Here is a 23,908-nt window from a genome sequence, read left to right on the forward strand (position 1 = left end):
CAAAGTTACGTGTGGTGGGTGATTTCAACGTTTGAGCGGTAGCTTGGTGATGGCGAAACCGGCGAGCAGGATTGCCGAGTACAGCATCAGGTCCCGCGAGATCGGCGTGCCTTCGTACCAGGCGCCGATGAGCAGGGCGAATACCGGGAAGATGATGAAGACGAACGACAGCAGCACCGGGCTGAGGCGTTTGAGCAGGATGAAATACACGATGAAGCCGCCCACTGACGCCACGAGTCCGAGGTACAGCAGAGCGCCCCATGAGCGCGCGGTCACGTCCTTGAATACCGGTGCTTCCACGTTCAAGCCGACAATAAATAACATCAGCCCAGCGATGCCGATCGGCAGGGTGTTGTAGGTGATCACGCTGATCGCGCTGCCGTGCTTTTTAGTCACCACGTAACACAGCGCATGCAGGATCGCCGCGCACAGAATCGCCAGCACGCCGAGCCATTCCGCCTGATCCAGATGCAGACCCTGGCTGCGAATGATCATGAACAGACTGGCAAAACCGATGGCGATACCGAGCATCTGCGCAGGGAGGATTTTCTCGCGCAGAAACAGCGCGGAAAACATCAGGATAAACACCGGCATGCAGCTGAACAGCAGTGCGGTCAGGCCTGAAGAAACGTGCAGTTCACCGTAGTTGAGCAGGTAGTACGGCAGACTGAAATACGATAGGGTGACGAACACGAAAAACCAGCGACTCTGCCGTGGGAACAACAGTGGCTCCTTGCGCAACATGGCGAAGCTCAGAAACAGCGGAAAGGCGATCAGAAAGCGCAGGCCCGCGGCGGTCAGTGGCGGCACGCTTTCCACGGCAATCCTGATCCCCAGCCACGTAGTACCCCAGCTCAGGCAGACGATCAGAAACAACGTGCTGGTGAGCAATCCGGCGAGCCAGGGTTTGCTGATGTTCAGCGGTGCGCTGATGGCAGTCGACATGCTGGGTGCTCCGCAGCAAAGGAATTGACCCGGTTGTTGAAAAGGGCTATCCCTGATTGAACCTGTTTTCAGCACGCTATTCGGGGCGACAATGACTGTCAAAGTAAGTATTGCCATGGTGTCAATCCTGCGCGACGGCCTCGCCAACGGGGTCGGCGTGAAGTACAAGCGCCTGGCGGATGCGGTGCAGCAGGCCATCGCTGAAGGCGTGATTGCGGCGGGAGCGAAATTGCCGCCGCACCGGCTGTTGGCCGATAGCCTGGGCGTGACCATCGGCACCATCAGTCGCGCCTATGGCGAACTGGAGCGGGTCGGTCTGGTGGTGGCCCGGGTCGGCGATGGCACTTATGTGCGTGAGCGCGGGATGGAGCGGCCGCAGGACAAGGGCTTTCGCAATGTCAGTGATGAGCCGCGCGCCTGTTTCGACATGAGCCGCAATCAGCCGATCCCTGGGCAGGAAGCGGCATTCATGAGCCAGACCCTGCACAGCCTCGCCAGTGATCCGCGCGGCTTGCAGCAGTTGACCGGTTACACCGTCGAAAGCGGTTTGCTGCGGCATCGGCAGGCGGGGGCGCGTTGGTTGAGTCATGGCGCGTTCCAGCCGCACGCCGATCAGGTGTTGTGCGTCAATGGCGGCCAGCATGGCTTGCTGTGCGCCTTGATGGGCCTGCTCAAGGCCGGCGATACGCTGGTTACCGAGCATCTGACTTACCCGGGGCTGATCAGCGTCGCGCGCCAGTTGGGGATCAAACTCATCGGTGTCGCAATGGATGACGAAGGGCTGCTGCCGGCAGCGCTGGACGACGTCTGCCGGCAGCATCGCGTCTCGGCGCTGTACTGCACGCCGACGATTCAGAACCCGACGGCGGCAGTCATGTCGGTGCCACGGCGCGAGGCGATTGCCGACATCTGTCGCCAACACAATCTGCTGGTTTTCGAAGACGACGCGCATGCGGTGCTGGCCCGCCAGCGACCGTTGCCGTTGAGCCATTTCGCCGCCGAGCGTGCGGTGTTGATCGGCAGTCTGAGCAAGGCCGTTTCAGCCGGTCTGCGGGTCGGTTATCTGCATGCACCGCAAGCGCTGATCGGGCGCCTGAGTGCGGCTATTCGCGGCACCTGCTGGATGGCTAATCCGCTGGCGATGGAGTTGGCGAGCCGCTGGATCGACAACGGCATGGCCGAGCGTTTGCTGGATGAGCAGATCAGCGAGATCGGCCGGCGCAAGGCGCTGGTCGCACCGGTGTTGGCGGGGTTCAATTACAAGGCGGATGCGCATAGCCCGCACTTCTGGATTGAGGTGCCGGAGCTGTGGCGCGCCTCGCAGATTGCTGCGGAGCTGAAGGAAAACAACTACCTGGTGGCCACCGCCGAGGCCTTTGCGGTCGGGCATGCGGCGGTGCCGCAGTTCATCCGCGCGAGTGTGTGTAATGCCGTGGGGGATGATCAGTTGTTGCTGGCGGGGTTTGGGGCGCTGGCAAACGCCCTGATACAACATCATCCCCTGTAGGAGCTGCCGCAGGCTGCGATCTTTTGATGTTGATCGTTAACAGCAAGAGCAAAAGATCGCAGCCTGCGGCAGCTCCTACAGTGGATGAGTTTTGTTATTTGAAACGCCGCTCCACACCTTTTTCCACCAGAATCTTCGCCGAAATCTCTTCCACCGAAAAATGCGTGGAGTTGATGTGCGGGATGTTCTCGCGGCGGAACAGGTTTTCCACTTCGCGCACTTCGAATTCGCACTGCGCGTAGCTCGAATAACGGCTGTTGGGCTTGCGCTCGTTACGGATCGCGGTGAGGCGGTCGGGGTCGATGGTCAGGCCGAACAGCTTGTGCTGATGGGCGCGCAGGGCGGTCGGCAGGGTCAGGCGTTCCATGTCGTCTTCGGTCAGCGGGTAGTTGGCCGCGCGGATGCCGAACTGCATCGCCATGTACAGACACGTCGGCGTCTTACCACAACGCGACACGCCCACTAGTATCAGGTCGGCCTTGTCGTAATAGTGGGTGCGCGCACCGTCGTCGTTGTCGAGGGCGAAGTTCACCGCCTCGATGCGCTCCATGTAATTGGAGTTGTGGCCGATCGAGTGCGACTTGCCGACGGTGTAGGAAGAATGCTCGGTCAGTTCCTGTTCGAGCGGGGCGAGGAACGTCGAGAAAATGTCGATCATGAAACCATTGGAGGTTGCGAGAATCTCACGGATGTCCTGATTGACGATAGTGTCGAAGATGATCGGACGGAAGCCGTCGGTTTCAGCGGCTTTGTTGATTTGTTGTACCATGGCCCGCGCTTTGTCCGCGTTGTCGATATACGGCCGCGTGAGCTTGGTGAAGGTAATGTTTTCGAACTGCGCCAGAAGGCTTTGACCCAGGGTTTCGGCGGTAATGCCGGTGCCATCGGAGATAAAGAAAGCAGATCGTTTCATTTGCACCTTGGGCCTTAAGCTAAAGAGTATTTCTGGATATGATAGGCGCGATTTGCCGGCCGCCATTGGCCCGCATTCTCACTTATTTTCCAGGTCCAGGCCATACAGCCGGCCAACGCTCCCCCGAGCCGCCGGTTTCTGAGCTTTTCCAACACAGTTAGTGGAGAGATCACCTTGGTAGAGTACGTAGTTTCCCTCGATAAGCTCGGCAAACACGATGTTGAGCATGTGGGGGGCAAGAACGCATCCCTGGGCGAGATGATCAGCAACCTGGCGGGTGCCGGTGTGTCGGTCCCCGGCGGCTTTGCCACCACCGCGCAGGCCTATCGCGACTTTCTCGAACTGAGCGGCCTCAACGATCAGATCCACAAGGCTCTCGACGCCCTGGACGTCGATGACGTCAATGCACTGGCCAAGACCGGTGCGCAGATCCGTCAATGGATCATGGACGCCGAATTCCCTGAAAAACTCAATACCGAGATCCGCACCGCGTTCGCCGCGCTGTCGGCCGGTAACCCTGACGTGGCCGTGGCCGTGCGTTCTTCCGCCACCGCCGAAGACTTGCCGGATGCTTCGTTCGCCGGCCAGCAGGAAACCTTCCTGAACATCCGTGGTGTGGAAAACGTTATCCGCGCCGCCAAAGAGGTGTTCGCTTCGCTGTTCAACGACCGTGCGATTTCCTACCGCGTGCACCAGGGCTTCGACCACAAACTGGTCGCCCTGTCGGCTGGTGTGCAGCGCATGGTGCGTTCGGAAACCGGCACCGCCGGCGTGATGTTCACCCTCGATACCGAATCCGGTTTCCGTGACGTGGTGTTCATCACCGGCGCCTACGGCCTGGGCGAAACCGTTGTTCAAGGCGCGGTGAACCCGGATGAGTTCTACGTGCACAAAGGCACCCTGGAAGCCGGTCGCCCGGCGATCCTGCGCCGCAACCTGGGCAGCAAAGCGATCAAGATGATCTACGGCGACGAGGCCAAGGCCGGTCGTTCTGTGAAGACTGTCGATGTCGACAAGGCTGAGCGCGCGCGTTTCTGCCTGACCGACGCCGAAGTCAGCGAGCTGGCCAAGCAGGCGATGATCATCGAGAAGCACTACGGCTGCCCGATGGACATCGAGTGGGCCAAGGACGGTGACGACGGCAAGCTGTACATCGTGCAGGCCCGTCCGGAAACCGTGAAAAGCCGCACCCAGGCCAACGTCATGGAACGTTACCTGTTGAAAGAAACCGGCACCGTGCTGGTTGAAGGTCGTGCCATTGGCCAGCGCATCGGCGCCGGTAAAGTGCGGATCATCAAGGACGTCTCGGAAATGGACAAAGTCCAGGCCGGTGACGTGCTGGTCTCCGACATGACCGACCCGGACTGGGAGCCGGTGATGAAGCGCGCCAGCGCCATCGTCACCAACCGTGGCGGCCGTACCTGCCACGCGGCGATCATCGCCCGTGAACTGGGGATTCCAGCGGTCGTGGGCTGCGGCAACGCCACCCAACTGCTGAAAGATGGCCAGGGCGTGACCGTGTCCTGCGCCGAAGGCGACACCGGTTACATCTTCGAAGGCGAGCTGGGCTTCGACGTCAAGAAGAACTCCGTCGACGCCATGCCGGAGCTGCCGTTCAAGATCATGATGAACGTCGGCAACCCGGACCGCGCCTTCGACTTCGCGCAGCTGCCGAACGCCGGTGTTGGCCTGGCCCGTCTGGAATTCATCATCAACCGCATGATCGGCGTACACCCGAAAGCGCTGTTGAACTACGACGGCCTGCCGCAGGAAATCAAGGACAGCGTCGACAAGCGCATCGCCGGTTACAACGATCCGGTCGGCTTCTACGTCGAAAAACTGGTGGAGGGCATCAGCACCCTCGCGGCAGCGTTCTGGCCGAAAAAGGTCATCGTGCGTTTGTCGGACTTCAAGTCCAACGAATACGCGAACCTGATCGGCGGCAAGCTGTACGAGCCGGAAGAAGAAAACCCGATGCTGGGCTTCCGTGGCGCTTCGCGTTACATCAGCGAATCGTTCCGTGACTGCTTCGAGCTCGAATGCCGCGCGCTGAAACGCGTGCGCAATGAAATGGGTCTGACCAACGTCGAAATCATGGTGCCGTTCGTCCGTACCCTCGGCGAAGCCAGTCAGGTGGTCGATCTGCTCGCCGAAAACGGCCTGGCCCGTGGCGACAACGGTCTGCGCGTGATCATGATGTGCGAACTGCCATCCAACGCGATTCTCGCTGAAGAATTCCTCGAATTCTTCGACGGCTTCTCGATCGGTTCCAACGACCTGACTCAACTGACACTGGGCCTGGACCGTGACTCCGGGATCATCGCGCACCTGTTCGACGAGCGTAATCCAGCGGTCAAGAAGCTGCTGGCCAACGCGATTGCCGCGTGCAACAAGGCCGGCAAATACATCGGCATCTGCGGCCAGGGCCCTTCGGACCACCCGGACCTGGCCAAATGGCTGATGGAGCAGGGCATCGAAAGCGTGTCGCTGAACCCGGACTCCGTACTGGAAACCTGGTTCTTCCTCGCCGAAGGTCAGGCGCAGGCTTGATCAATATGTGAACGGCCCGCTCCCTCTCAGGGGGCGGGCCTTGAGATTCAAGTAGGGCGGGCTCCTGTAGATGCCGCCCTTTTTTGTGCAAGAGCATTATGCAAAGCAGCAGCAACCTGTTTCCTGTCGCCCTGATCAGCGCCGAACGTCGCGGTGATCTGAGCGAAGATGTGTATCGACTCAAACCCGGCAACAGTCCCGACTGGTCCGTGGAAATCGCCGTGACCCGCTTGGGTATGGCCGACGACACGACACCACGCGGCGTGCCGGTGATTCTGCTGCACGGCAGTTTTTCCAATCGGCGCTTCTGGTTCTCACCCAAAGGCCTGGGCTTGGGCGCATATCTGACGCGCCTGGGTTTCGACGTGTGGATTCCGGAGATGCGCGGTCACGGCCTGTCGCAGCGCAACGAGGACTACCGGCGCAACCGCGTGGCCGACTACGCCCGTTACGATCTGCCGGCGATTGCCGCGTTCGTCCGCGAGCAGAGCGGGCAGGTGCCGCACTGGATCGGCCATTCGCTGGGCGGCATCACGCTGGCGGCGGCGCTGGGTGGCGAATACCTCGGCGAGCCGGCCGTGGCCTCGGCGGCGTTTTTCGGCACGCAGGTCAGCCGCACGTACTGGCCGCTGAAAATTCCACCGGTGGAGTGGAGCGGGCGCTTCATTCTCAAGCGTTTCGCGCAGTTGTCCGGCTCACGCCTCAAGCGCGGCCCGGAAGACGAGCCGATCGGGCTGGCGCTGGAAAGCATGCGCTGGTACGGCTTGTTCGGGCGTTTTGGCGACAAGGACAAGGACTGGTGGGCCGGCCTGGCCGAGGTTCAGGTGCCGGTGTTGGCAGTGACCGCGGCGGGCGATCATCAGGATCCGGCATGGGCCTGTCGCAAGCTGTTCGAGCAGATCGGCTCCGAGCACAAACAGTTCGTCAATCTGGGGCGCGAGCAGGGCTTCAGCGACAACTTCGGGCATGTCGAGATGCTGGTGAGCAAGGCGGCGCAGGCCGAGGTCTGGCCGCTGGTGGCACGCTGGTTGAACGATCAGCAGACGCCGTTGCTCGGCGACAAGCCGGATCTTGCCGCTGCGGTCTGAGTTCAAGGCTCTGAAAAGGGCATTTCGTTCAGGTCGGCTTGCGGCTAAGATATGACGCATTGTGCGGTTCTGGTCATATTTGGTGGCTGTTTAGCTATTACGTTTCAGCGTTTGTTCAGGTTCGTTCAGCGACCATTGCATGAACTAAGGTAAACAGCGACCGCCGGAACTCGTTTCAAAAGAGTGCGACATCCTTGATCGTCTTCCTTTTTACAGGAGTTTTTCGATGAACCATTACCTCACGCCTGACCTGTGCGACGCCTATCCGGAGCTGGTGCAGGTGCTGGAACCGATGTTCAGCAATTTCGGCGGCCGTGATTCCTTCGGCGGCGAAATCGTAACCATCAAATGTTTCGAAGATAACTCGCTGGTCAAAGAGCAAGCCGAACTCAAGGGTAACGGCAAGGTGCTGGTGGTCGATGGCGGCGGTTCGCTGCGTCGCGCGCTGCTGGGCGACATGATCGCCGAGAAAGCCACGAAAAACGGTTGGGAAGGGCTGGTGATCTACGGCTGCATTCGTGACGTTGACGTCATCGCCCAGACCGATCTCGGAGTCCAGGCCCTGGCCAGCCATCCGATGAAGACCGAAAAACGCGGCATCGGCGATCTCAACGTACCGGTGACTTTCGCCGGCGTGACGTTCCACCCGGGCCACTACATCTATGCGGACAACAACGGCGTGATCGTTTCGCCAAGTCCGCTGCAGATGCCTGAATAAATTGCGGTACCGACAGGGGTGAGGATGTTCGAGGAAGAAAACGCGCAGTGGGGGCTGGTGCATGCCCTGGTGCTGGACGGTAAAGGCGGTGCGCGTTCGATTGCCCGGACTGAGCTCGACGATCTGCAACTGCAGGCCCATGAGAGCCTGTGGCTGCATTGGGATCGCAGCCATCCGCAAACCCAGACCTGGCTGCGCAAATCCAGCGGCCTGAATGAATTTGCCTGCGACCTGCTGCTGGAAGAGAACACCCGGCCACGCCTGTTGCCGTTGCCGGATGCCGAACTTCTGCTGTTTCTGCGCGGGGTCAACCTCAACCCCGGCGCCGAGCCGGAAGACATGGTCTCGGTGCGGATTTTCGCTTCGGCGCAACGGGTCATCTCTCTGCGCTTGCGTCCGCTGCGCGCCACCGATGAGTTGCTGGCGCTGCTAAGCGAGGGCAAAGGCCCGAAAACCTCTTCTGAACTGATCCTTTATCTGGCGCAATTCCTCACCAACAAGGTGCAGGATCTGGTCACCTGCCTGTCGGAACTGGTCGATGAAGAGGAAGAAAAACTGGATGCCGACGAACGGTATACCCCCGAGCATGGCTCGATTTTGCACATCCGCCGCCGGGCGGCCGGACTGAAGCGTTTTCTGGCACCGCAGCGGGATATTTTCGGACAACTGACACGGATCAAACTGCCGTGGTTTGTCGACGATGACGCCGACTACTGGAACGAATTGAACAACAGCCTGACGCGCTATCTCGAAGAGCTGGAATTGACCCGAGAGCGCATGGGGCTTGTGCTGGAGGCTGAAGACCGGCGTTTGAACGTGCGCATGAATCGCACGATGTACCGCTTCGGCATCATCACCTGCATCTTTTTGCCGATGAGTTTTCTCACCGGCCTGTTGGGCATCAACGTGGGCGGCATTCCGTTCTCGAGCAGCCCCTATGGTTTCCTGATTGCCTGTCTGACGGTGCTGGCGATGGCCTTCGGTCAATGGTGGTTATTCCGCCGTTTGCGCTGGGTGTGAATATGCAACATGTGACCCGACCAAATTTGCCCGCGTCTTTCACAGACATCACGAGAGGTGCGTATGCACGATCCGTTTGAACAGTCTTTGCGCGACATGCTCAACGCCTCGCCGTCCAGCCGTGACGACGACGCATGCCTGGGCCGCGTACTCAAAACCGCCAACCGCCAGGTGGGCGCCGGTGATCTGTTCAGCCTGCTGGGCCGCTGGCTGCCCGCGCTGATGATCGCCCTGAATAACGGATCGGCCCACGTCTCGCCGGTTTCCCGTCTTCGTAAAACTACTGCACGCACTGCTGATAAGGCTGATTGAATATGGAACTTGATCTCTGGACTCAGAGCCTCGTCACTGCAATGACTGCGTTGTGGACCAAAGTCGCCAACTTCATCCCGAACCTGTTCGGCGCACTGGTGGTGCTGCTGTTGGGTTTCGTGGTGGCCAAGCTGCTCGATACCTTGCTGTCCAAATTGCTCGCCAAACTGGGCCTTGATCGCCTGATGGGCGGCACCGGTCTGACCAAGTTGATGTCGCGGGCCGGCCTGCAAGTGCCGATCTCGACCTTGATCGGCAAGATTGTTTACTGGTTCGTTCTGCTGATTTTTCTGGTTTCCGCAGCAGAGTCCCTTGGACTTGAGCGAGTTTCAGCTACGCTGGACATGCTGGCGTTGTATTTGCCGAAAGTTTTCGGCGCCGCGCTGGTGTTGCTGGTCGGTGTTTTGCTCGCGCAATTGGCCAACGGCCTGGTGCGCGGAGCGGCAGAAGGCGTAGGGCTGGACTACGCTTCGGGTTTGGGCCGAATCGCCCAGGGGCTGGTGATCATCATCAGTATCTCGGTCGCAATCAGCCAGCTTGAGGTCAAGACTGACCTGCTGAACCATGTGATTGTCATCGTATTGATTACCGTTGGTCTGGCTGTTGCGCTGGCCATGGGTTTGGGAAGCCGGGAAATTGCCGGTCAGATTCTTGCGGGAATCTATGTGCGTGAGTTGTATCAGGTTGGGCAACAAGTGCGTGTTGGCGAGGTCGAAGGCCAGATCGAAGAGATCGGCACGGTTAAAACCACATTGCTGACCGATGAGGGTGAGCTAGTCTCACTCTCCAATCGGATCCTGCTGGAACAGCATGTGAGTAGCCGCTAACCCGGCAAACCCTGCTAATGTATGCCGCCGCAAAATGCCCTGAGAGGGGTGCGGCGGACATTGACCTGACTGTCGGCACGACTTGTTTTGAATAAAGCCCAAACGCTATCCACGCGCTATGACCCCCGTGAGCTCTCTGATGAGGAGTTGGTCGCGCGCTCGCATACCGAGCTGTTTCACGTGACGCGCGCCTATGAAGAGCTGATGCGGCGTTACCAGCGAACATTATTTAACGTTTGTGCGAGATATCTTGGGAACGATCGCGACGCAGACGATGTCTGTCAGGAAGTGATGCTTAAGGTGCTGTACGGCCTGAAGAACTTCGAGGGGAAATCGAAGTTCAAAACCTGGCTCTACAGCATCACGTATAACGAATGCATCACGCAGTATCGGAAGGAACGGCGAAAGCGTCGCTTGATGGACGCCTTGAGTCTGGACCCGCTGGAAGAAGCGTCGGAAGAAAAGGCGCCGAAACCCGAGGAGAAGGGCGGACTCGATCGCTGGCTGGTGTATGTGAACCCGATTGACCGTGAAATTCTGGTGCTACGATTTGTCGCAGAGCTGGAGTTTCAGGAGATCGCAGACATCATGCACATGGGTTTGAGTGCGACAAAAATGCGGTACAAACGTGCTCTAGACAAATTGCGTGAGAAATTTGCAGGCATTGCTGAAACTTAGTTCAGCGCAAATATCTCTTACGTGTAGGCAAGTTCTGATAGACTTGCCGCCGAGTTGTCCCCCGGTTTGCGGGACTGCTTCACAATCACCAGATGGGGATTTAACGGATGAAACTGAAAAACACCTTGGGCTTGGCCATTGGTTCTCTTATTGCCGCTACTTCGTTCGGCGCACTGGCACAAGGCCAAGGCGCAGTTGAAGGCGAGATCAACTACAAGAAGCAGTACAACGACAGCATTGATCATGTCGAAGACGGCTTCAACCCAGGCGCCAAAATCGGTTACTTCCTGACCGACGACGTCTCGATCAACTTCGGCTGGGATCGTAACAACCACACCCGTTCGAACGACGGTACCGGTAGCCAGAAACTGCGCGGTGACAACTTCGGTCTGACCGCTCAGTACCACTTCAACAACGCTGGCGACGCTCTGCGTCCTTACGTTGAAGGTGGTGTTAAGCACGGCAACCTGACCAACGTAGCTGCTGACGGCCACACCGGTCGCGACCAGTCGACTTTCCTGACTGCTGGCGCTGGCGTTAAGTACTACTTCGCTGAAAACTTCTTCGCCCGTGCTGGCGTAGAAGCTGACTACAAACTGGACAACGGCCGTTGGGACTACGCTCCATCGGTTGGTCTGGGTGTGAACTTCGGTGGCGGCAACAAGCCTGCTGCTGCTCCAGTTCCAGCTCCGGCTGAAGTCTGCTCCGACAGCGACAACGATGGCGTTTGCGACAACGTTGACAAGTGCCCGGACACCCCAGCCAACGTAACTGTTGACGCTGATGGCTGCCCAGCAGTTGCTGAAGTTGTTCGTGTTGAGCTGGACGTCAAGTTCGACTTCGACAAGTCGGTCGTCAAGCCAAACAGCTACGCTGACATCAAGAACCTGGCTGACTTCATGAAGCAGTACCCAGCCACTCACACCACTGTTGAAGGTCACACTGACTCCGTCGGTCCTGACGCTTACAACCAGAAACTGTCCGAGCGTCGTGCAAACGCCGTTAAGCAGGTTCTGACCCAGCAGTACGGTGTTGAGTCGTCCCGCGTTCAGTCGATCGGCTACGGCGAATCCCGCCCAGTTGCTGACAACAAAACTGAAGCTGGCCGTGCTGTTAACCGTCGCGTAGAAGCGCAGGTTGAAGCTCAAGCTAAGTAATTAGCTGCCGCTACGAGAAAAGCCCGGCTCAGGCCGGGCTTTTCTTTGCCTGCGATTTGGCTGTGAAGCTCTAAAGATCGCAGCCTGCGGCAGCTCCTACACGCGGTCTGCTCCTGTAGGAGTTGCCGAAGGCTGCGATCTTTAGATTTTCTGCGACAGCCGCAACAACCCCAACCACCAGAATCGCCGGACTCTTCAAGCCAAATCCTACTGCATCCTCTTCCATGGCCATCAGATCACTGCGGCACTCGCGCTGTTCTGGCAGAGAGGCATTCTCGATCATCGCCACCGGCATATCCGCCGCCATCCCGCCCGCCAATAGCTGTTCGCGAATTTCGCCCAGTTTCGCCACTCCCATATAAATCACCAGCGTCGTCCCGCCCTGCGCCAGCGCCTGCCAGTTCAACTGGCTGTCGTCCTGAGTGTGCGCGGTCACCAGCGTCACCCCGCGCGCCACCCCGCGCAACGTCAGCGGAATATCGCATTGCGTCGCGCCGGCGAGTCCGGCGGTAATGCCGTTGACCAACTCGACCTCAACCCCACGTTCGCGCAACCACTGCGCTTCCTCACCACCACGGCCGAAAATGCACGGATCACCGCCCTTGAGCCGCACCACGCAGTTGCCTTGGCGTGCATAACGCAACATCAGCCGATGGATGAACGCCTGCGGTGTCGAGCGACAGCCGCCGCGTTTGCCCACGGCAATGACTCGCGCGGTGGGGCAATGGTCCAGCACTGCGACATTGACCAGATCGTCGATCAATACCACGTGCGCTTCGCGCAACGCACGTACCGCCTTGAGTGTCAGCAACTCGGGATCACCGGGGCCTGCACCCACCAGCCAGACTTTCGCATTCATGGTGTTTTTCCTTTTCAGATGACATTTGCCGGCTGCACACCGGCCGCCAGCAAGCGCTTGATTTCCGGGACACACGAACCGCATTGCGTCCCGCATCCCAGTTGTTGTTTGAGGCCTTGCAGATCGAGACCCTGGCGAATCCCGGCACACACCGCGCTGTGGCTGACGTTTTGGCAGTTGCACAAGGTTTTGTCGGCTGCGACCTGGATTCCGGCGCTGCCCGGTGGCGCACTCATCGGCGCCAAAAGCCAGCGCCGCAGTTGTTCATCGGCGCGGCCCTCCAGCCACAGCCCCTGCAGCCAATGCCGGGCCAGGGTTTCGCCGGCCAGGCGAATCGCGGTGATGCGGCCGTTTTCGATGCGTACCCGTTTGCCGATGGCGCGACGCGGGTCGTCGTAGGCCAGTACCGGCCCGTCGAGCAGCGCCAGACACTGATCGATATCGCGCAGCAGTTGCGGCGCCGGCGCCGTGGCGCTGGCAGCGCGTATCAGCAGTGCGGGCCGCTCACGTCCGGCAAGGCTGAGGCTGACGTAGGAAAACGCCTCACATAGCGGTCGTAGCGTCTCGAAATGCCGTTGTACATCGCCTTCGATGAGTGCGAAGAGCTGCCATGGCAGCTTCACCGGTTCCAGACGCACGCCGCTGTGCTTGAGTTCGGGCTGCTTCGACAGCGGGTCGAAGGCCGCCAGGGTCAGGCTGTTTACTCCGCCCTTGAGAAAGCGCTCGCCCCAGTGCATCGGCAAAAAAGCCTGGCCCGGACGCACGCCGTCGTCGCTGCCGACAGCCACAATCACCGCACCGCGTCGACTCTTCAGGTTGACCAGATCTCCCGGCTGCAAACGATGACGGCGCATTTCGTCCGGATGCAGGCTCAACAGCGCTTCGCTGACATGCCCGAACAATTGCGCTGCGGTGCCGGTGCGGCTCATGCCGTGCCATTGATCGCGCAGACGGCCGGTGATCAGCGTCAGCGGAAACCGTGCATCGCGTTGTTCTTTGGCCGCGCGATAAGGATCGGCAACGAATTGCGCACGACCGTTGGCCGTGGGAAAAATCCCGTCGCCATACAAACGCGCGGTGCCTTGTCGGGCGCCGGTGGGGAAGGGCCACTGCTGCGGTCCCAGTTCATCGATCAATTGATGGCTGAGGCCTGACAGGTCCAGATCGCGTCCACGGGTCAGTTGCTTGTATTCGTCGAACAACTGCGCCGGATGCTCGAAAGCAAACAGGCTCGGTTGTTGCGGACGCAGACGTTGCTCCAGCCGTCGTGCGAAATCCACGGTGATCGCCCAGTCCGGCCGCGCTTCACCGGGTGGGAGAATGGCCTGGCGCACGTGGGAAATGCGCCGTTCGGAGTTGGTCACCGAACCTTCTTTCTCGCCCCAACTGGCAGCGGGTAACAACAGGTCGGCGAAGGCGGCGGTTTCGGTGGTACGGAAGGCTTCTTGCAACACCACGAACGGGCAGGCCTGCAGGGCCTCGCGAACCGCGTGTTGATCGGGCATGGACTGTGCGGGGTTGGTGCAGGCAATCCACAGCGCCTTGATCTGGCCGCTGCGCATCCGCTCGAACAGCTCGATGGCGCTCAGTCCAATGTTTTCAGGCAGTTGATCGACGCCCCAATAGGCTGCCACTTCGGCGCGGTGCTCGGGGTTGGCCGCTTCCCGGTGACCGGGCAGCAAATTGGACAGGCTGCCGGTTTCCCGCCCGCCCATGGCATTCGGCTGACCGGTCAGCGAGAAAGGTCCCGCACCCGGGCGGCCGATTTGCCCGGTGGCCAGGTGCAGATTGATCAGCGCGCTGTTTTTTGCGCTGCCAGCGGTGGACTGATTCAGGCCCATGCACCACAGCGACAGGAAACTCGGCGCCGTCCCCACCCATTCCGCGCACTGCTGCAATTGCTCGACACTGATCCCGCACAGTTGCGCGACCATTTGCGGGGTGTAATCGCGCACCCGATTTTTCAGTTCAGGCAAACCGTCGGTGTGCGCCTTGATGAAGTCGCGGTCGATCCAGTCTTCCCACAGCAGCAGATGCAAAATCCCATGGAACAGAGCGACATCGGTGCCGGGCAAAATCGCCAGATGCAGGTCCGCCAACTCACAGGTGTCGGTGCGTCGGGGATCGATGACGATGACCTTCATCTGCGGTCGGCGCGATTTTGCCTCTTCAAGGCGTCGGAAAAGAACCGGGTGGGCGTAGGCCATGTTACTGCCGGCGATCATCACGCAATCGCTGAGCTCCAGATCTTCATAGCTGCACGGCGGCGCATCGGCGCCGAGGCTGCGCTTGTAACCGACCACCGCTGACGACATGCACAGTCGGGAATTGCTGTCGATGTTGTTGGTCCCGACCAGCGCTCGCGCCAATTTGTTGAAGGCGTAATAGTCCTCGGTCAGCAACTGTCCGGAGATGTAAAACGCCACGCTGTCCGGGCCGTGTTCGGCGATGGTCTCGGCAAAGACCTGGGTCGCGTGATCCAGCGCCGTATCCCAGTCGCAACGGCTGCGGGCCAGGCTTTTGCCCAGACGCAGCTCCGGGTACAGCGCCCGGGCGGCCGGATCGCCGGTCAGGTGCAGGGTCGAGCCTTTGCTGCACAATTTGCCGAAGTTGGCCGGGTGCGCCGGATCGCCGCTGACGCCGAGAATGCGCGCGCCGTCATGCTCGATCAGCACGCCGCAACCGACGCCGCAGTAGCAGCAGGTCGAGGCGGTCGTCTGGCGGTTCATCAGACCGCATCCCGCAGTGCCAACTGCACGCGGCCGTTTTCGACCCGGGCCGGATGATGGTGCGCGCAGCCGATGTCCGGGGCCTGGGCTTCACCGGTTTGCAGGTCGATCTGCCAGTTGTGCAGCGGGCACGCCACACGTTTGCCGTAGATCAAACCCTGTGACAACGGCCCGCCCTTGTGCGGGCAGCGATCGTCGAGGGCGAAAACTTCGTCGTCGCTTGTACGAAAAATCGCGATGTCGCCTTTCGGCCCGGCAATGATCCGCGAACCGAGGGCATTGATCTCTTCCAGGGCACAGATATCGAGCCAATTCATGCCGGCACCTCCAGGTTTTTCACAGGGATCACCTCGAATTCTTTCTTCAGTTGCGGCTGCGCCAGACGCTCTTTCCACGGGTCTTGTTCGAACGACAGGGAGAATTGCAGGCGCTCGTTCAGGGCTTTGCGCCGCTCCGGATCTTCAAGCACGGCCTGCTTGATGTGCTCCATGCCGACCCGTTGCAGGTAGTGCACGGTGCGTTCGAGGTAAAAGGCTTCTTCGCGATACAGCTGCAGGAACGCGCCGTTGTATTCGCGGACTTCCTCGGCGGTCTTCAGCTTGACGAAGAACTCGGCGACTTCGGTCTTGATCCCGCCGTTGCCGCCGATGTACATCTCCCAGCCGGAGTCGACACCGATGATTCCTACGTCCTTGATCCCCGCTTCCGAGCAGTTGCGTGGGCATCCGGAGACAGCGAGTTTGACTTTGTGCGGCGACCACATGTTGAACAGGTCGTGCTCAAGCTCAATGCCCAGTTGTGTCGAGTTCTGCGTGCCGAAGCGGCAGAACTCGCTGCCGACGCAGGTTTTCACGGTGCGGATGGATTTGCCGTAGGCGTGGCCGGACGGCATGTCCAGGTCTTTCCAGACGCCAGGCAAGTCCTGCTTCTTGATCCCCAGCAGGTCGATGCGCTGACCGCCGGTGACCTTGACCATCGGTACGTTGTACTTGTCGGCCACGTCGGCAATCCGGCGCAATTCCGAGGGGTTGGTCACGCCGCCCCACATCCGTGGCACCACCGAATAGGTGCCGTCCTTCTGAATGTTGGCGTGGGCGCGTTCGTTGATCAGGCGCGATTGCGGATCGTCCCTGGCTTCGCCGGGCCAGGTGGAAATCAGGTAGTAGTTCAGCGCCGGCCGGCAGGTGGCACAGCCGTTCGGGGTGCGCCAGTTGAGGTAGCTCATGGTGTCGGCGATGGTCAGCAGATGCTGTTCGCGGATCGCCTGGCGGATCTGCCCGTGGTTGAGGTCGCTGCAACCGCAGATGGCTTTTTCGCTTTTCGGTTTGACGTCCGCCGCGCCGCCGACGGTGTTGATCAGGATCTGCTCGACCAGCCCGGCGCAGGAGCCGCAGGAACTGGCAGCCTTGGTGTGCTTCTTCACGTCATCGACGCTGAACAGGCCGTGTTCCTGAATCGCCTTGACGATGGTGCCTTTGCACACGCCGTTGCAGCCGCAGACTTCGGCAGTGTCGGCCATGCTCATGGCTTTGTCCTGGCCCTGATGTCCTACGTCGCCGATAGAATTTTCACCAAACATCAGGTGATCGCGGATCTCGCCGATGGCGTGATTCTCACGAATCTGCCGGAAATACCAACCGCCATCTGCCGTATCGCCGTACAGACAGGCGCCGACCAGCACGTCATCCTTGATCACCAGTTTTTTGTACACGCCGCCGATCGGGTCGGAGAGGGTGATGGTTTCGGTGCCTTCGCCGCCCATGAAATCACCGGCGGAAAACAGGTCGATGCCGGTGACTTTCAATTTGGTCGAGGTCACCGAGCCCTGATAGCGGGCGAAACCCAGTTGCGCGAGGTGGTTCGCGCAGACTTTGGCCTGCTCGAACAGCGGTGCCACCAGGCCATAGGCGATGCCGCGATGACTGGCGCACTCGCCGATGGCATAGATGCGCGGATCGTAGGTTTGCAGGGTGTCGTTGACCAGAATCCCGCGGTTGCAGGGGATGCCGGCGCGTTCTGCCAGTTCGGTGTTGGGGCGGATGCCGGCGGCCATCACCACCAGATCAGCAGGGATGATCTCGCCGTTCTTGAACTGCACCGAGCCGACCCGGCCATTGCCCGCGTCGTGCAGGGCCTGCGTCTGTTCGCACAGGCGAAAATGCAGGCCACGGGCTTCGAGCGCCGTTTGCAGCAGTTGGCCGCTGGTCTTGTCCAGCTGTCGCTCCAGCAGCCATTCGCCGATGTGCACCACGGTGACGTGCATGCCGCGCAGCATCAGGCCGTTGGCGGCTTCGAGGCCGAGCAGGCCGCCGCCGATGACTACCGCGTGTTTGTGGGTTTTGGCGGTGTCGATCATCGCCTGGGTGTCGGCGATGTCGCGGTAGCCGATCACACCCTGCAAGTCATTGCCCGGAATCGGCAGGATGAACGGCGTCGAGCCGGTGGCGATCAGCAGGCGATCATATTCAGCCTCGGTGCCGTCCTCGGCGATCACCCGGCGTTTGACTCGGTCGATCTGCACCACCTTGCGGTTGAGCAGCAACTTGATGTGGTTTTCCAGGTACCAGTCGAGGTCGTTGAGCACGATTTCTTCGAAGGTCTGTTCACCGGCCAGCACCGGCGACAGCAGGATGCGGTTGTAGTTGGTGTGCGGTTCGGCGCCGAAGACCGTGATGTCGTACAGCTCGTTGCTCAGCTTGAGCAGTTCTTCCAGGGTGCGAACCCCGGCCATGCCATTGCCGATCATCACCAGTTTGAGTTTTTTCATCAGGTTCTCCGGGGAGCGGTGGCTGGCCTCTTGTGGGCAGTCAGGCCGTGCTCGACAAATGTTGCGCAAACAAAAAAAGGCGTCCCGCTAGTTGCCTAGCGAGGACGCCTTTGTCCTGGTCCCGTTCTCTCGGGAAGCCCGGCCTTCGTCGTTGAAGGCTGGGTTTTATGTATGGTGAGAGGGGTAATGCAGTGGTTGTGCCAATTGCCCGGAAGGCTGTAATTGCTGGGCCATTGGCTTGATCGGGGATGTCTCGCTGCACTTTCTGGAGGCGTGTTGCGCTTTTTTGGAGCGCCGGATCAAAAGATCGCGGCCTTCGGCAGCTCCTACAGAGAATTGCGTACACCTGCAGTAGCTGCCGAAGGCTGCGATCTTTCAAGGGTGATGAAACAACACCACCAGCAGCACCAGATTCCCCAGCAGGGCCAGCAACGCCAGCGTTCGCCAGACCTTCAACGGCTCACGTTCCAGCAAAGGCCTGGGTCGCACACTCAAACTGCGCCGCTCACCTTGTTCCAGCACCAGCAACCATTCCTCAGCCGTTTCAAAGCGCTGTTGCGGATCCGCCGCCACGCCGCGCTCCAGACTTTGCGCAATCCATTCCGGCACGTCCGGGCGGTAGCGGCCAGCACTCCCCGGCACGCTGAATCGTGGCCGTTGAAAGGCTTCGATCTCGCCATAGGGAAAGTGCCCGGTCAGCAGGAAAAACAGGGTCACGCCCACCGCGTACAGATCCTGTTGCGCACTCGGTGGCTCGCCGCGAAAGGCTTCCGGGGCGATATAGCTGGGTGTTCCCGGCAGCGTTGACGGTGCGTCTTCGGACAGACCGGAGCAGTACGCCAGACCGAAATCCAGCAGGCGTAACTCTCCATCGTCACCCAGATGCAGGTTTTCCGGCTTGATGTCGCGGTGCAGAATCTGCCGCCGATGCAGCAGGCCTACCGCCCGCAGCAAACGCTCGGCAATCTCCTGCCACTGCGCCAGCGGCAATGCAGGGTGGTTTTGAAACAGCTGCGCCAACGTCATCCCGGAATATTCGCGCATCACGTAGTACAAATGCTGACGCTGAGTGCCGCTGTGGACTTCAGGAAAATGCCGCCCGGCGACACGCTTGAGGAACCATTCTTCCGACAGCAAGGCTTGCCCGGCCTGGGGATCATCGGCCAGCCGCGCCGGCAGGGTTTTCAACAACCAGCCCCGACCTTGCTCATCGATGACCCGGTAAAGCAGCGATTGCTGACTTTGAGCGACAACGCCCTGCACCTGCCAGCCTTCAAAAATCTGCCCGGTCTTCAGCGGCGGCGGCAGTGGCCATTGCTGCAAATGGATCAGTGCATCGCCGATACTCGCTTCGCCGAGCGCATCGACCCGCACCAGCAGCGCACTGGCATTGTCCTGACTGCCGGCCAGATGCGCAGCGTTGACCAACGTGTATGCGGCGCTATCGAGATCCGGCTGATCGCGCAGAATCGCCGCGATTGCGGTATCGCCCAGCGACGACCACACGCCATCGCTGAGCAGCACGAAACATTCGCCCTCGCGTAATTCACCGTCGAGAAAATCCAGTACCAGATGCTGATCCAGCCCCAGCGCGCGTTTGAGCACGTGCTGCATGCCCGGCTGCTCCCAGACATGATCCTGCGAAATCCGCTGCAAAGCGTCGGCCTGCCAGCGATAGACCCGGCAATCGCCGACGTGGGCCAGGGTGAAACGCCGACCGCGCAGGACCAGCGCGCTGACCGTGGTCAGCAACGGTTGCCCGCCGCCATTGGCCTGTAACCAGCGATTTTGCGCGAGCAGCAGGCGATCCAGCGCTTGGGCCACGCTCCAGGTTTGCGGTGTGGCGTAGTAGTCCAGTGCCAATGCTTGCAGGGTCGAGCGTGCGGCCAGGCCGCCGTCGGCGCATTGGCTGACACCGTCGGCGATGGCGACCAGATAGCCTTTGCTGGCGGCCAGCGCCGGGGCGGGCGTCACCAGGCGCAGGGCGTCCTGATTTTCCGCGCGCGGGCCGGTGGCGCTGGCCTGGGCAAAGCTCAGTTGCAGGGGCATTGACGCCTCAGACTCGCGCAGCGGTCACTGCGGCCGAACCCCAGGTGGTTCTCCAGCGACGCTTGACCCCGTGCAGACCGAACCACGCCAACACGCCGAGGCTGGCGAACAACCACAGCGCCAGTTGATAGCTGCCGGTGCTTTGCTTGATCGCGCCCATGCCGGCCGCCAGGGCAAAACCGCCAATGCCGCCGGCCATGCCGATCAGCCCGGTCATCACGCCGATCTCCAGGCGAAAACGTTGCGGCACCAACTGGAACACCGCGCCGTTGCCGGCGCCGAGACCGAGCATGGTGCAGACGAACAACGCCAGTGCGGCGTAGGAACTGGGCAGGTTGAAACCGACAGCGGCGATGCAGATTGCCGCTACGGTGTACATCGCCAACAAGGTGCGGATGCCACCGAAGCGATCCGCCAACGCGCCGCCCAGTGGACGCATCAGGCTGCCACCGAACACGCAGGCAGCGGTGTAGTAACCGGCGGTCACCGGGCTCAGGCCGTATTGGTCGTTGAAGTAGCCGGGCAGGGCGCTGGCCAGACCGATAAAGCCGCCGAAGGTGACGCTGTAGAAAAACATGAACCACCAACTGTCGCGGTCGCCGAGGGCCTTGAAGTAGTCGGCCATGGCTTTGGCCTTGGGCCGCTGCGGGGCGTTTTTTGCCAGCCAGGCGAACAGCACCAGCGTCAAGATCAACGGAATCAGGGCGAAACCGAATACGTTGCTCCAGCCGAACGCCGCAGCCAGCACCGGGGCGATCAGCGCGGCGAACACGGTGCCGGAGTTACCGGCGCCGGCGATGCCCATCGCCTTACCCTGATGCTGCGGTGGATACCACTGCGAAGCCAGCGGCAGGGCGACGGCAAACGAAGCACCGGCCATGCCGAGGAACAGTCCCAGAATCAGCGCCTGTTCATAACTGTGGATGCCGAGTTTCCAGGCGCCAAACAGCGCGCAGATCACGATCACCTGACCGATCAGACCAGCGGTTTTCGGCGACAGACGATCCGCCAGCATGCCCATCACAAAGCGCAACACCGCGCCGGCGAGAATCGGTGTCGCCACCACCAGACCACGTTGTTGCGTGGTCAAGTGCAGGTCGGCGGCGATCTGCACCGCCAGCGGACCGAGCAGGTACCAGACCATGAAACTCAGGTCGAAATACAGGAACGCTGCGAACAGGGTCGGGATGTGGCCGGATTTCCAGAAGCTTGAATTCATCGCGCACCTCAGCTGAAAAGAGTCTCGAAAGGAGTCACAGCAGGTGGCGCGCCGCCACGGCCGCACCACCGGCCCCGGGCTGTGGGGCCAAAACGCAAAAACGCCGCTACCTGCTACGCCGGTGGGGCGAACGGGTGAGCGACGTCTTTGTCGTGGGTGGGCAACCGCCGTTGGTTACCTGTGCTGAATGCTTAGCCAGATTTGTGCCAACACGTGAAAGATCAAAAGCCCCTCACCCTAACCCTCTCCCATAGGGAGAGGGGACTGATCGAGTTGTTCCAACGAATTCAGCGACGTGAACGACCGAGTCGATTATGAATTCACCCAACATCGTTCAGGTCGGCATATCACTGCGCTATCGCCCAATCAGTCCCCTCTCCCATAGGGAGAGGGGACTGATCGAGTTGTTCCAACGAATTCAGCGACGTGAACGACCGAGTCGATTATGAATTCACCCAACATCGTTCAGGTCGGCATATCACTGCGCCATCCCCCAATCAGTTCCCTCTCCCTCTGGGAGAGGGTTAGGGTGAGGGGCTTTTCAAGCGCTCAGCGGTTTTCAGCCAAGCAACTCACTCATGGCAATGATCTGCTCCGCCACCTGAATCAGTTTCTGCTGGCGACTCATGGCTTGGCGGCGCATCAGGGTGTAGGCCTCTTCCTCGTTGCAGTCCTTCATTTTCATCAGCAGCCCTTTGGCCTGTTCGATGCGTTTGCGCTCCGCCAGTTGCTGGTCGCGGGCCAGCAGTTGCGCGCGCAAGGCCTGATCGCTTTCGAAGCGCGCCATGGCCACATCGAGAATCGGCTGCAGGCGCTGGGCGTGAATGCCCTCGACGATGTAGGCACTGACCCCGGACTTGATCGCCTGGCGCATCACCCCCGGGTCGTGTTCGTCGGTGAACATCACGATCGGCCGGGGCTGGTCGCGGCTGACCAGCACCACTTGCTCCATGACATCGCGGCTCGGTGACTCGGTATCGATCAGAATCACGTCCGGGCGCACCGTTTCGACGCGGGCCGGCAGGTCGATGGTCAGACCGGACTCATCGATGACCTCGAAACCGGCCTCGGTCAGCGCGGCCTTCAGGCGCCCGACTTTCTTCGCGGTGTCGTTGATCAGCAGAATGCGCAGCATGTTGGCGGCCTCCTGTCAGCGGCGAGCGAGCAGAGGAGCGGCGTCGCTCAGGGCGTGCAGCTTGAAACTGCGGGCGTAACCAGCCGGATCGCTGCCGTCCCAGACTTTGCCATCGAGCAACTGGCTACTGCGCATTTCCTTGCCCCACGCGGCGACACCGACGGCGGTGGCCGCTTCGCGATAGATGTCCAATTGTTGGACCTGGCGGGCCACCGCGAGGTAGTCGGGATCCTCGCGCAACAGGCCCCAACGGCGGAATTGGGTCATGAACCACATGCCGTCGGACAGGTACGGCAGATTCACCTCGCCGTTGCCGTGAAAGCGCAAGGCGTGCGGGTCCTGCCAGCGATTGCCGAGGCCATCGGCGTAATCACCGAGAAAACGCGGCTCGATGCAGGACAGTGGAGCGTCGAGATACTCCGGGGCGCTCAGCAACTGCGCGGTGCTGCGGCGGTTTTCCGGGTTTTGCTCGATGAAGCGGCTGGCCTCGAGGATCGCCATCACCAGCGCCCGGGCGGTGTTGGGGTATTGCTCGATGAACGCGCGGGTGCAGCCAAGGACCTTTTCCGGGTGGTCGGGCCAGATGCTCTGGCTGGTGGCGAGAGTGAATCCCAGATCCTGTTGCACGGCGCTGGCCGCCCACGGCTCACCGACGCAGAAGCCATCGATGCGCCCGGCTTGCAGGTGAGCGACCATTTGCGGCGGCGGTACCACCACGCTGTCGACGTCCTGCAACGGATGAATGCCCTGACTCGCCAGCCAGTAATACAGCCACATGGCATGGGTGCCGGTGGGAAAGGTCTGGGCGAAGGTCAGTTTTGCGCGGGTTTGGTGCGCCTGCCAATCCAGCGCTTCAGGACTGGTCACGCCCAGTTGCTGCAAACCGTGGGACAGGTTGAGGCTCTGGCCGTTCTGGTTCAGCCCCATCAGCACCGCCATGTCGCTCGGCGCCACGCCACCGATGCCCAGGTGCACCGCGTAAATCAGCCCATACAGGCTGTGGGCCACATCCAGTTCGCCGCTGACCAGTTTGTCGCGCAAGGTCGCCCAGGACGCCTGGCGCTTGAGGTTGATCGTCAGGCCGTAGGGCTGGGCAAAGCCCTGTGTTGCGGCCACGACCACCGAGGCGCAATCGCTCAGGGCCATGAAGCCGAGGTTGATCACACTCTTTTCCGGGGCATCACTGCCGTTGACCCAGGCTAGCGGCCCGACGGACGAATCACTCATATAAAGCCACCCTCAAAAAAAACGCCGTCCCAGGCTTTGCTAAGGCAAAACCTCCGAACGGCGCCATTGTCCGTGCCCGCACGCCGCCATTGGCCTGTGGGCTGATACCCCTGAAAGTGCAAGGCATATGCCAGTCAGGCTGATTTACCTGTGTGCCTCGCGCCGGGGGACGTTGCCCGGCTATAATCGCCGCCTCTTTTCGCCGCCC

At 60.6% G+C, this 23,908-nt stretch carries 19 protein-coding genes; 9 read left to right on the top strand and 10 right to left on the bottom strand.

Annotation, left to right across the window (positions count from 1 at the left end; genetic code table 11):
* Positions 1-24 precede the first annotated feature (24 nt).
* Positions 25-945 (bottom strand): DMT family transporter, encoded by a 921-nt coding sequence (locus JN524_RS13720; protein WP_202369661.1) that lies wholly within the window; start codon positions 943-945, stop codon positions 25-27.
* A 91-nt stretch (positions 946-1,036) separates the two neighbouring features.
* Between JN524_RS13720 and JN524_RS13725 the strand changes: the two genes are divergently transcribed.
* Positions 1,037-2,452 (top strand): aminotransferase-like domain-containing protein, encoded by a 1,416-nt coding sequence (locus tag JN524_RS13725; RefSeq protein WP_202369662.1) that lies wholly within the window; start codon positions 1,037-1,039, stop codon positions 2,450-2,452.
* A gap of 94 nt (positions 2,453-2,546) precedes the next feature.
* Here JN524_RS13725 and ppsR read toward each other — a convergent pair whose 3' ends face one another.
* Entirely contained in the window at positions 2,547-3,365 is an 819-nt protein-coding gene (ppsR, locus tag JN524_RS13730; RefSeq protein ID WP_007960912.1) for a posphoenolpyruvate synthetase regulatory kinase/phosphorylase PpsR, read from the bottom strand.
* 174 nt (positions 3,366-3,539) lie between these two features.
* Between ppsR and ppsA the strand changes: the two genes are divergently transcribed.
* From ppsA to JN524_RS13770, 8 genes are all read left to right on the top strand, one after another.
* Positions 3,540-5,915, top strand: a complete 2,376-nt coding sequence (gene ppsA, locus JN524_RS13735) for a phosphoenolpyruvate synthase (protein ID WP_096797095.1) — start codon at positions 3,540-3,542, stop codon at positions 5,913-5,915.
* 98 nt (positions 5,916-6,013) lie between these two features.
* Complete coding sequence (locus JN524_RS13740; protein WP_027613293.1) at positions 6,014-7,003, top strand: alpha/beta fold hydrolase; 990 nt, start codon at positions 6,014-6,016, stop codon at positions 7,001-7,003.
* 226 nt (positions 7,004-7,229) lie between these two features.
* On the top strand, positions 7,230-7,721 hold the full coding sequence (gene rraA / locus JN524_RS13745) for a ribonuclease E activity regulator RraA (protein ID WP_202369663.1): 492 nt from the start codon (positions 7,230-7,232) through the stop codon (positions 7,719-7,721).
* Between the two features lie 24 nt (positions 7,722-7,745).
* Complete coding sequence (locus tag JN524_RS13750) at positions 7,746-8,741, top strand: zinc transporter ZntB (RefSeq protein ID WP_027613291.1); 996 nt, start codon at positions 7,746-7,748, stop codon at positions 8,739-8,741.
* 63 nt (positions 8,742-8,804) lie between these two features.
* Positions 8,805-9,053 carry a hypothetical protein gene (locus JN524_RS13755; protein WP_003223293.1) on the top strand — a complete coding sequence of 83 codons (249 nt, stop codon included), beginning with the start codon at positions 8,805-8,807 and terminating at the stop codon, positions 9,051-9,053.
* A 2-nt stretch (positions 9,054-9,055) separates the two neighbouring features.
* Positions 9,056-9,880, top strand: coding sequence for a mechanosensitive ion channel family protein (locus JN524_RS13760; RefSeq protein WP_007916401.1), 825 nt, complete (start codon positions 9,056-9,058; stop codon positions 9,878-9,880).
* An 87-nt stretch (positions 9,881-9,967) separates the two neighbouring features.
* A complete protein-coding gene (gene sigX, locus JN524_RS13765; RefSeq protein WP_011333251.1) occupies positions 9,968-10,558 on the top strand; it encodes an RNA polymerase sigma factor SigX in 591 nt (196 codons plus the stop codon).
* A 107-nt stretch (positions 10,559-10,665) separates the two neighbouring features.
* Complete coding sequence (locus tag JN524_RS13770) at positions 10,666-11,715, top strand: OmpA family protein (protein WP_202369664.1); 1,050 nt, start codon at positions 10,666-10,668, stop codon at positions 11,713-11,715.
* Positions 11,716-11,785: 70 nt separating this feature from the next.
* Here the strand turns inward: JN524_RS13770 and cobA are convergent, their stop codons facing one another.
* From cobA to JN524_RS13810, 8 genes are all read right to left on the bottom strand, one after another.
* Positions 11,786-12,574, bottom strand: a complete 789-nt coding sequence (gene cobA / locus JN524_RS13775; protein WP_202369665.1) for a uroporphyrinogen-III C-methyltransferase — start codon at positions 12,572-12,574, stop codon at positions 11,786-11,788.
* Positions 12,575-12,588: 14 nt separating this feature from the next.
* Complete coding sequence (locus JN524_RS13780; RefSeq protein ID WP_202369666.1) at positions 12,589-15,303, bottom strand: nitrate reductase; 2,715 nt, start codon at positions 15,301-15,303, stop codon at positions 12,589-12,591.
* Positions 15,303-15,620 carry a nitrite reductase small subunit NirD gene (gene nirD / locus JN524_RS13785; RefSeq protein WP_027613287.1) on the bottom strand — a complete coding sequence of 106 codons (318 nt, stop codon included), beginning with the start codon at positions 15,618-15,620 and terminating at the stop codon, positions 15,303-15,305. The genes JN524_RS13780 and nirD overlap by 1 nt, the downstream gene beginning before the upstream one ends.
* Positions 15,617-18,070 (bottom strand): nitrite reductase large subunit NirB, encoded by a 2,454-nt coding sequence (gene nirB, locus JN524_RS13790; protein WP_103369346.1) that lies wholly within the window; start codon positions 18,068-18,070, stop codon positions 15,617-15,619. Before nirB ends, nirD begins: the two co-directional genes overlap by 4 nt.
* Before the next feature lie 375 nt (positions 18,071-18,445).
* A complete protein-coding gene (locus tag JN524_RS13795; protein WP_202369667.1) occupies positions 18,446-20,119 on the bottom strand; it encodes a bifunctional protein-serine/threonine kinase/phosphatase in 1,674 nt (557 codons plus the stop codon).
* Positions 20,120-20,126: 7 nt separating this feature from the next.
* Positions 20,127-21,338 carry a nitrate/nitrite transporter gene (locus JN524_RS13800; protein WP_202369668.1) on the bottom strand — a complete coding sequence of 404 codons (1,212 nt, stop codon included), beginning with the start codon at positions 21,336-21,338 and terminating at the stop codon, positions 20,127-20,129.
* 559 nt (positions 21,339-21,897) lie between these two features.
* The gene (locus JN524_RS13805) at positions 21,898-22,473 is read right to left on the bottom strand and encodes an ANTAR domain-containing response regulator (protein WP_202369669.1); all 576 of its coding nucleotides are present in this window, start codon (positions 22,471-22,473) and stop codon (positions 21,898-21,900) included.
* A gap of 15 nt (positions 22,474-22,488) precedes the next feature.
* Positions 22,489-23,700 carry a CmpA/NrtA family ABC transporter substrate-binding protein gene (locus tag JN524_RS13810; RefSeq protein WP_202369670.1) on the bottom strand — a complete coding sequence of 404 codons (1,212 nt, stop codon included), beginning with the start codon at positions 23,698-23,700 and terminating at the stop codon, positions 22,489-22,491.
* Positions 23,701-23,908 lie beyond the last annotated feature (208 nt).

Origin of the sequence: Pseudomonas sp. MWU318, from assembly GCF_016756945.1 — a bacterium.
GTDB classification, from domain to species: Bacteria; Pseudomonadota; Gammaproteobacteria; order Pseudomonadales; family Pseudomonadaceae; genus Aquipseudomonas; species Aquipseudomonas putida_A.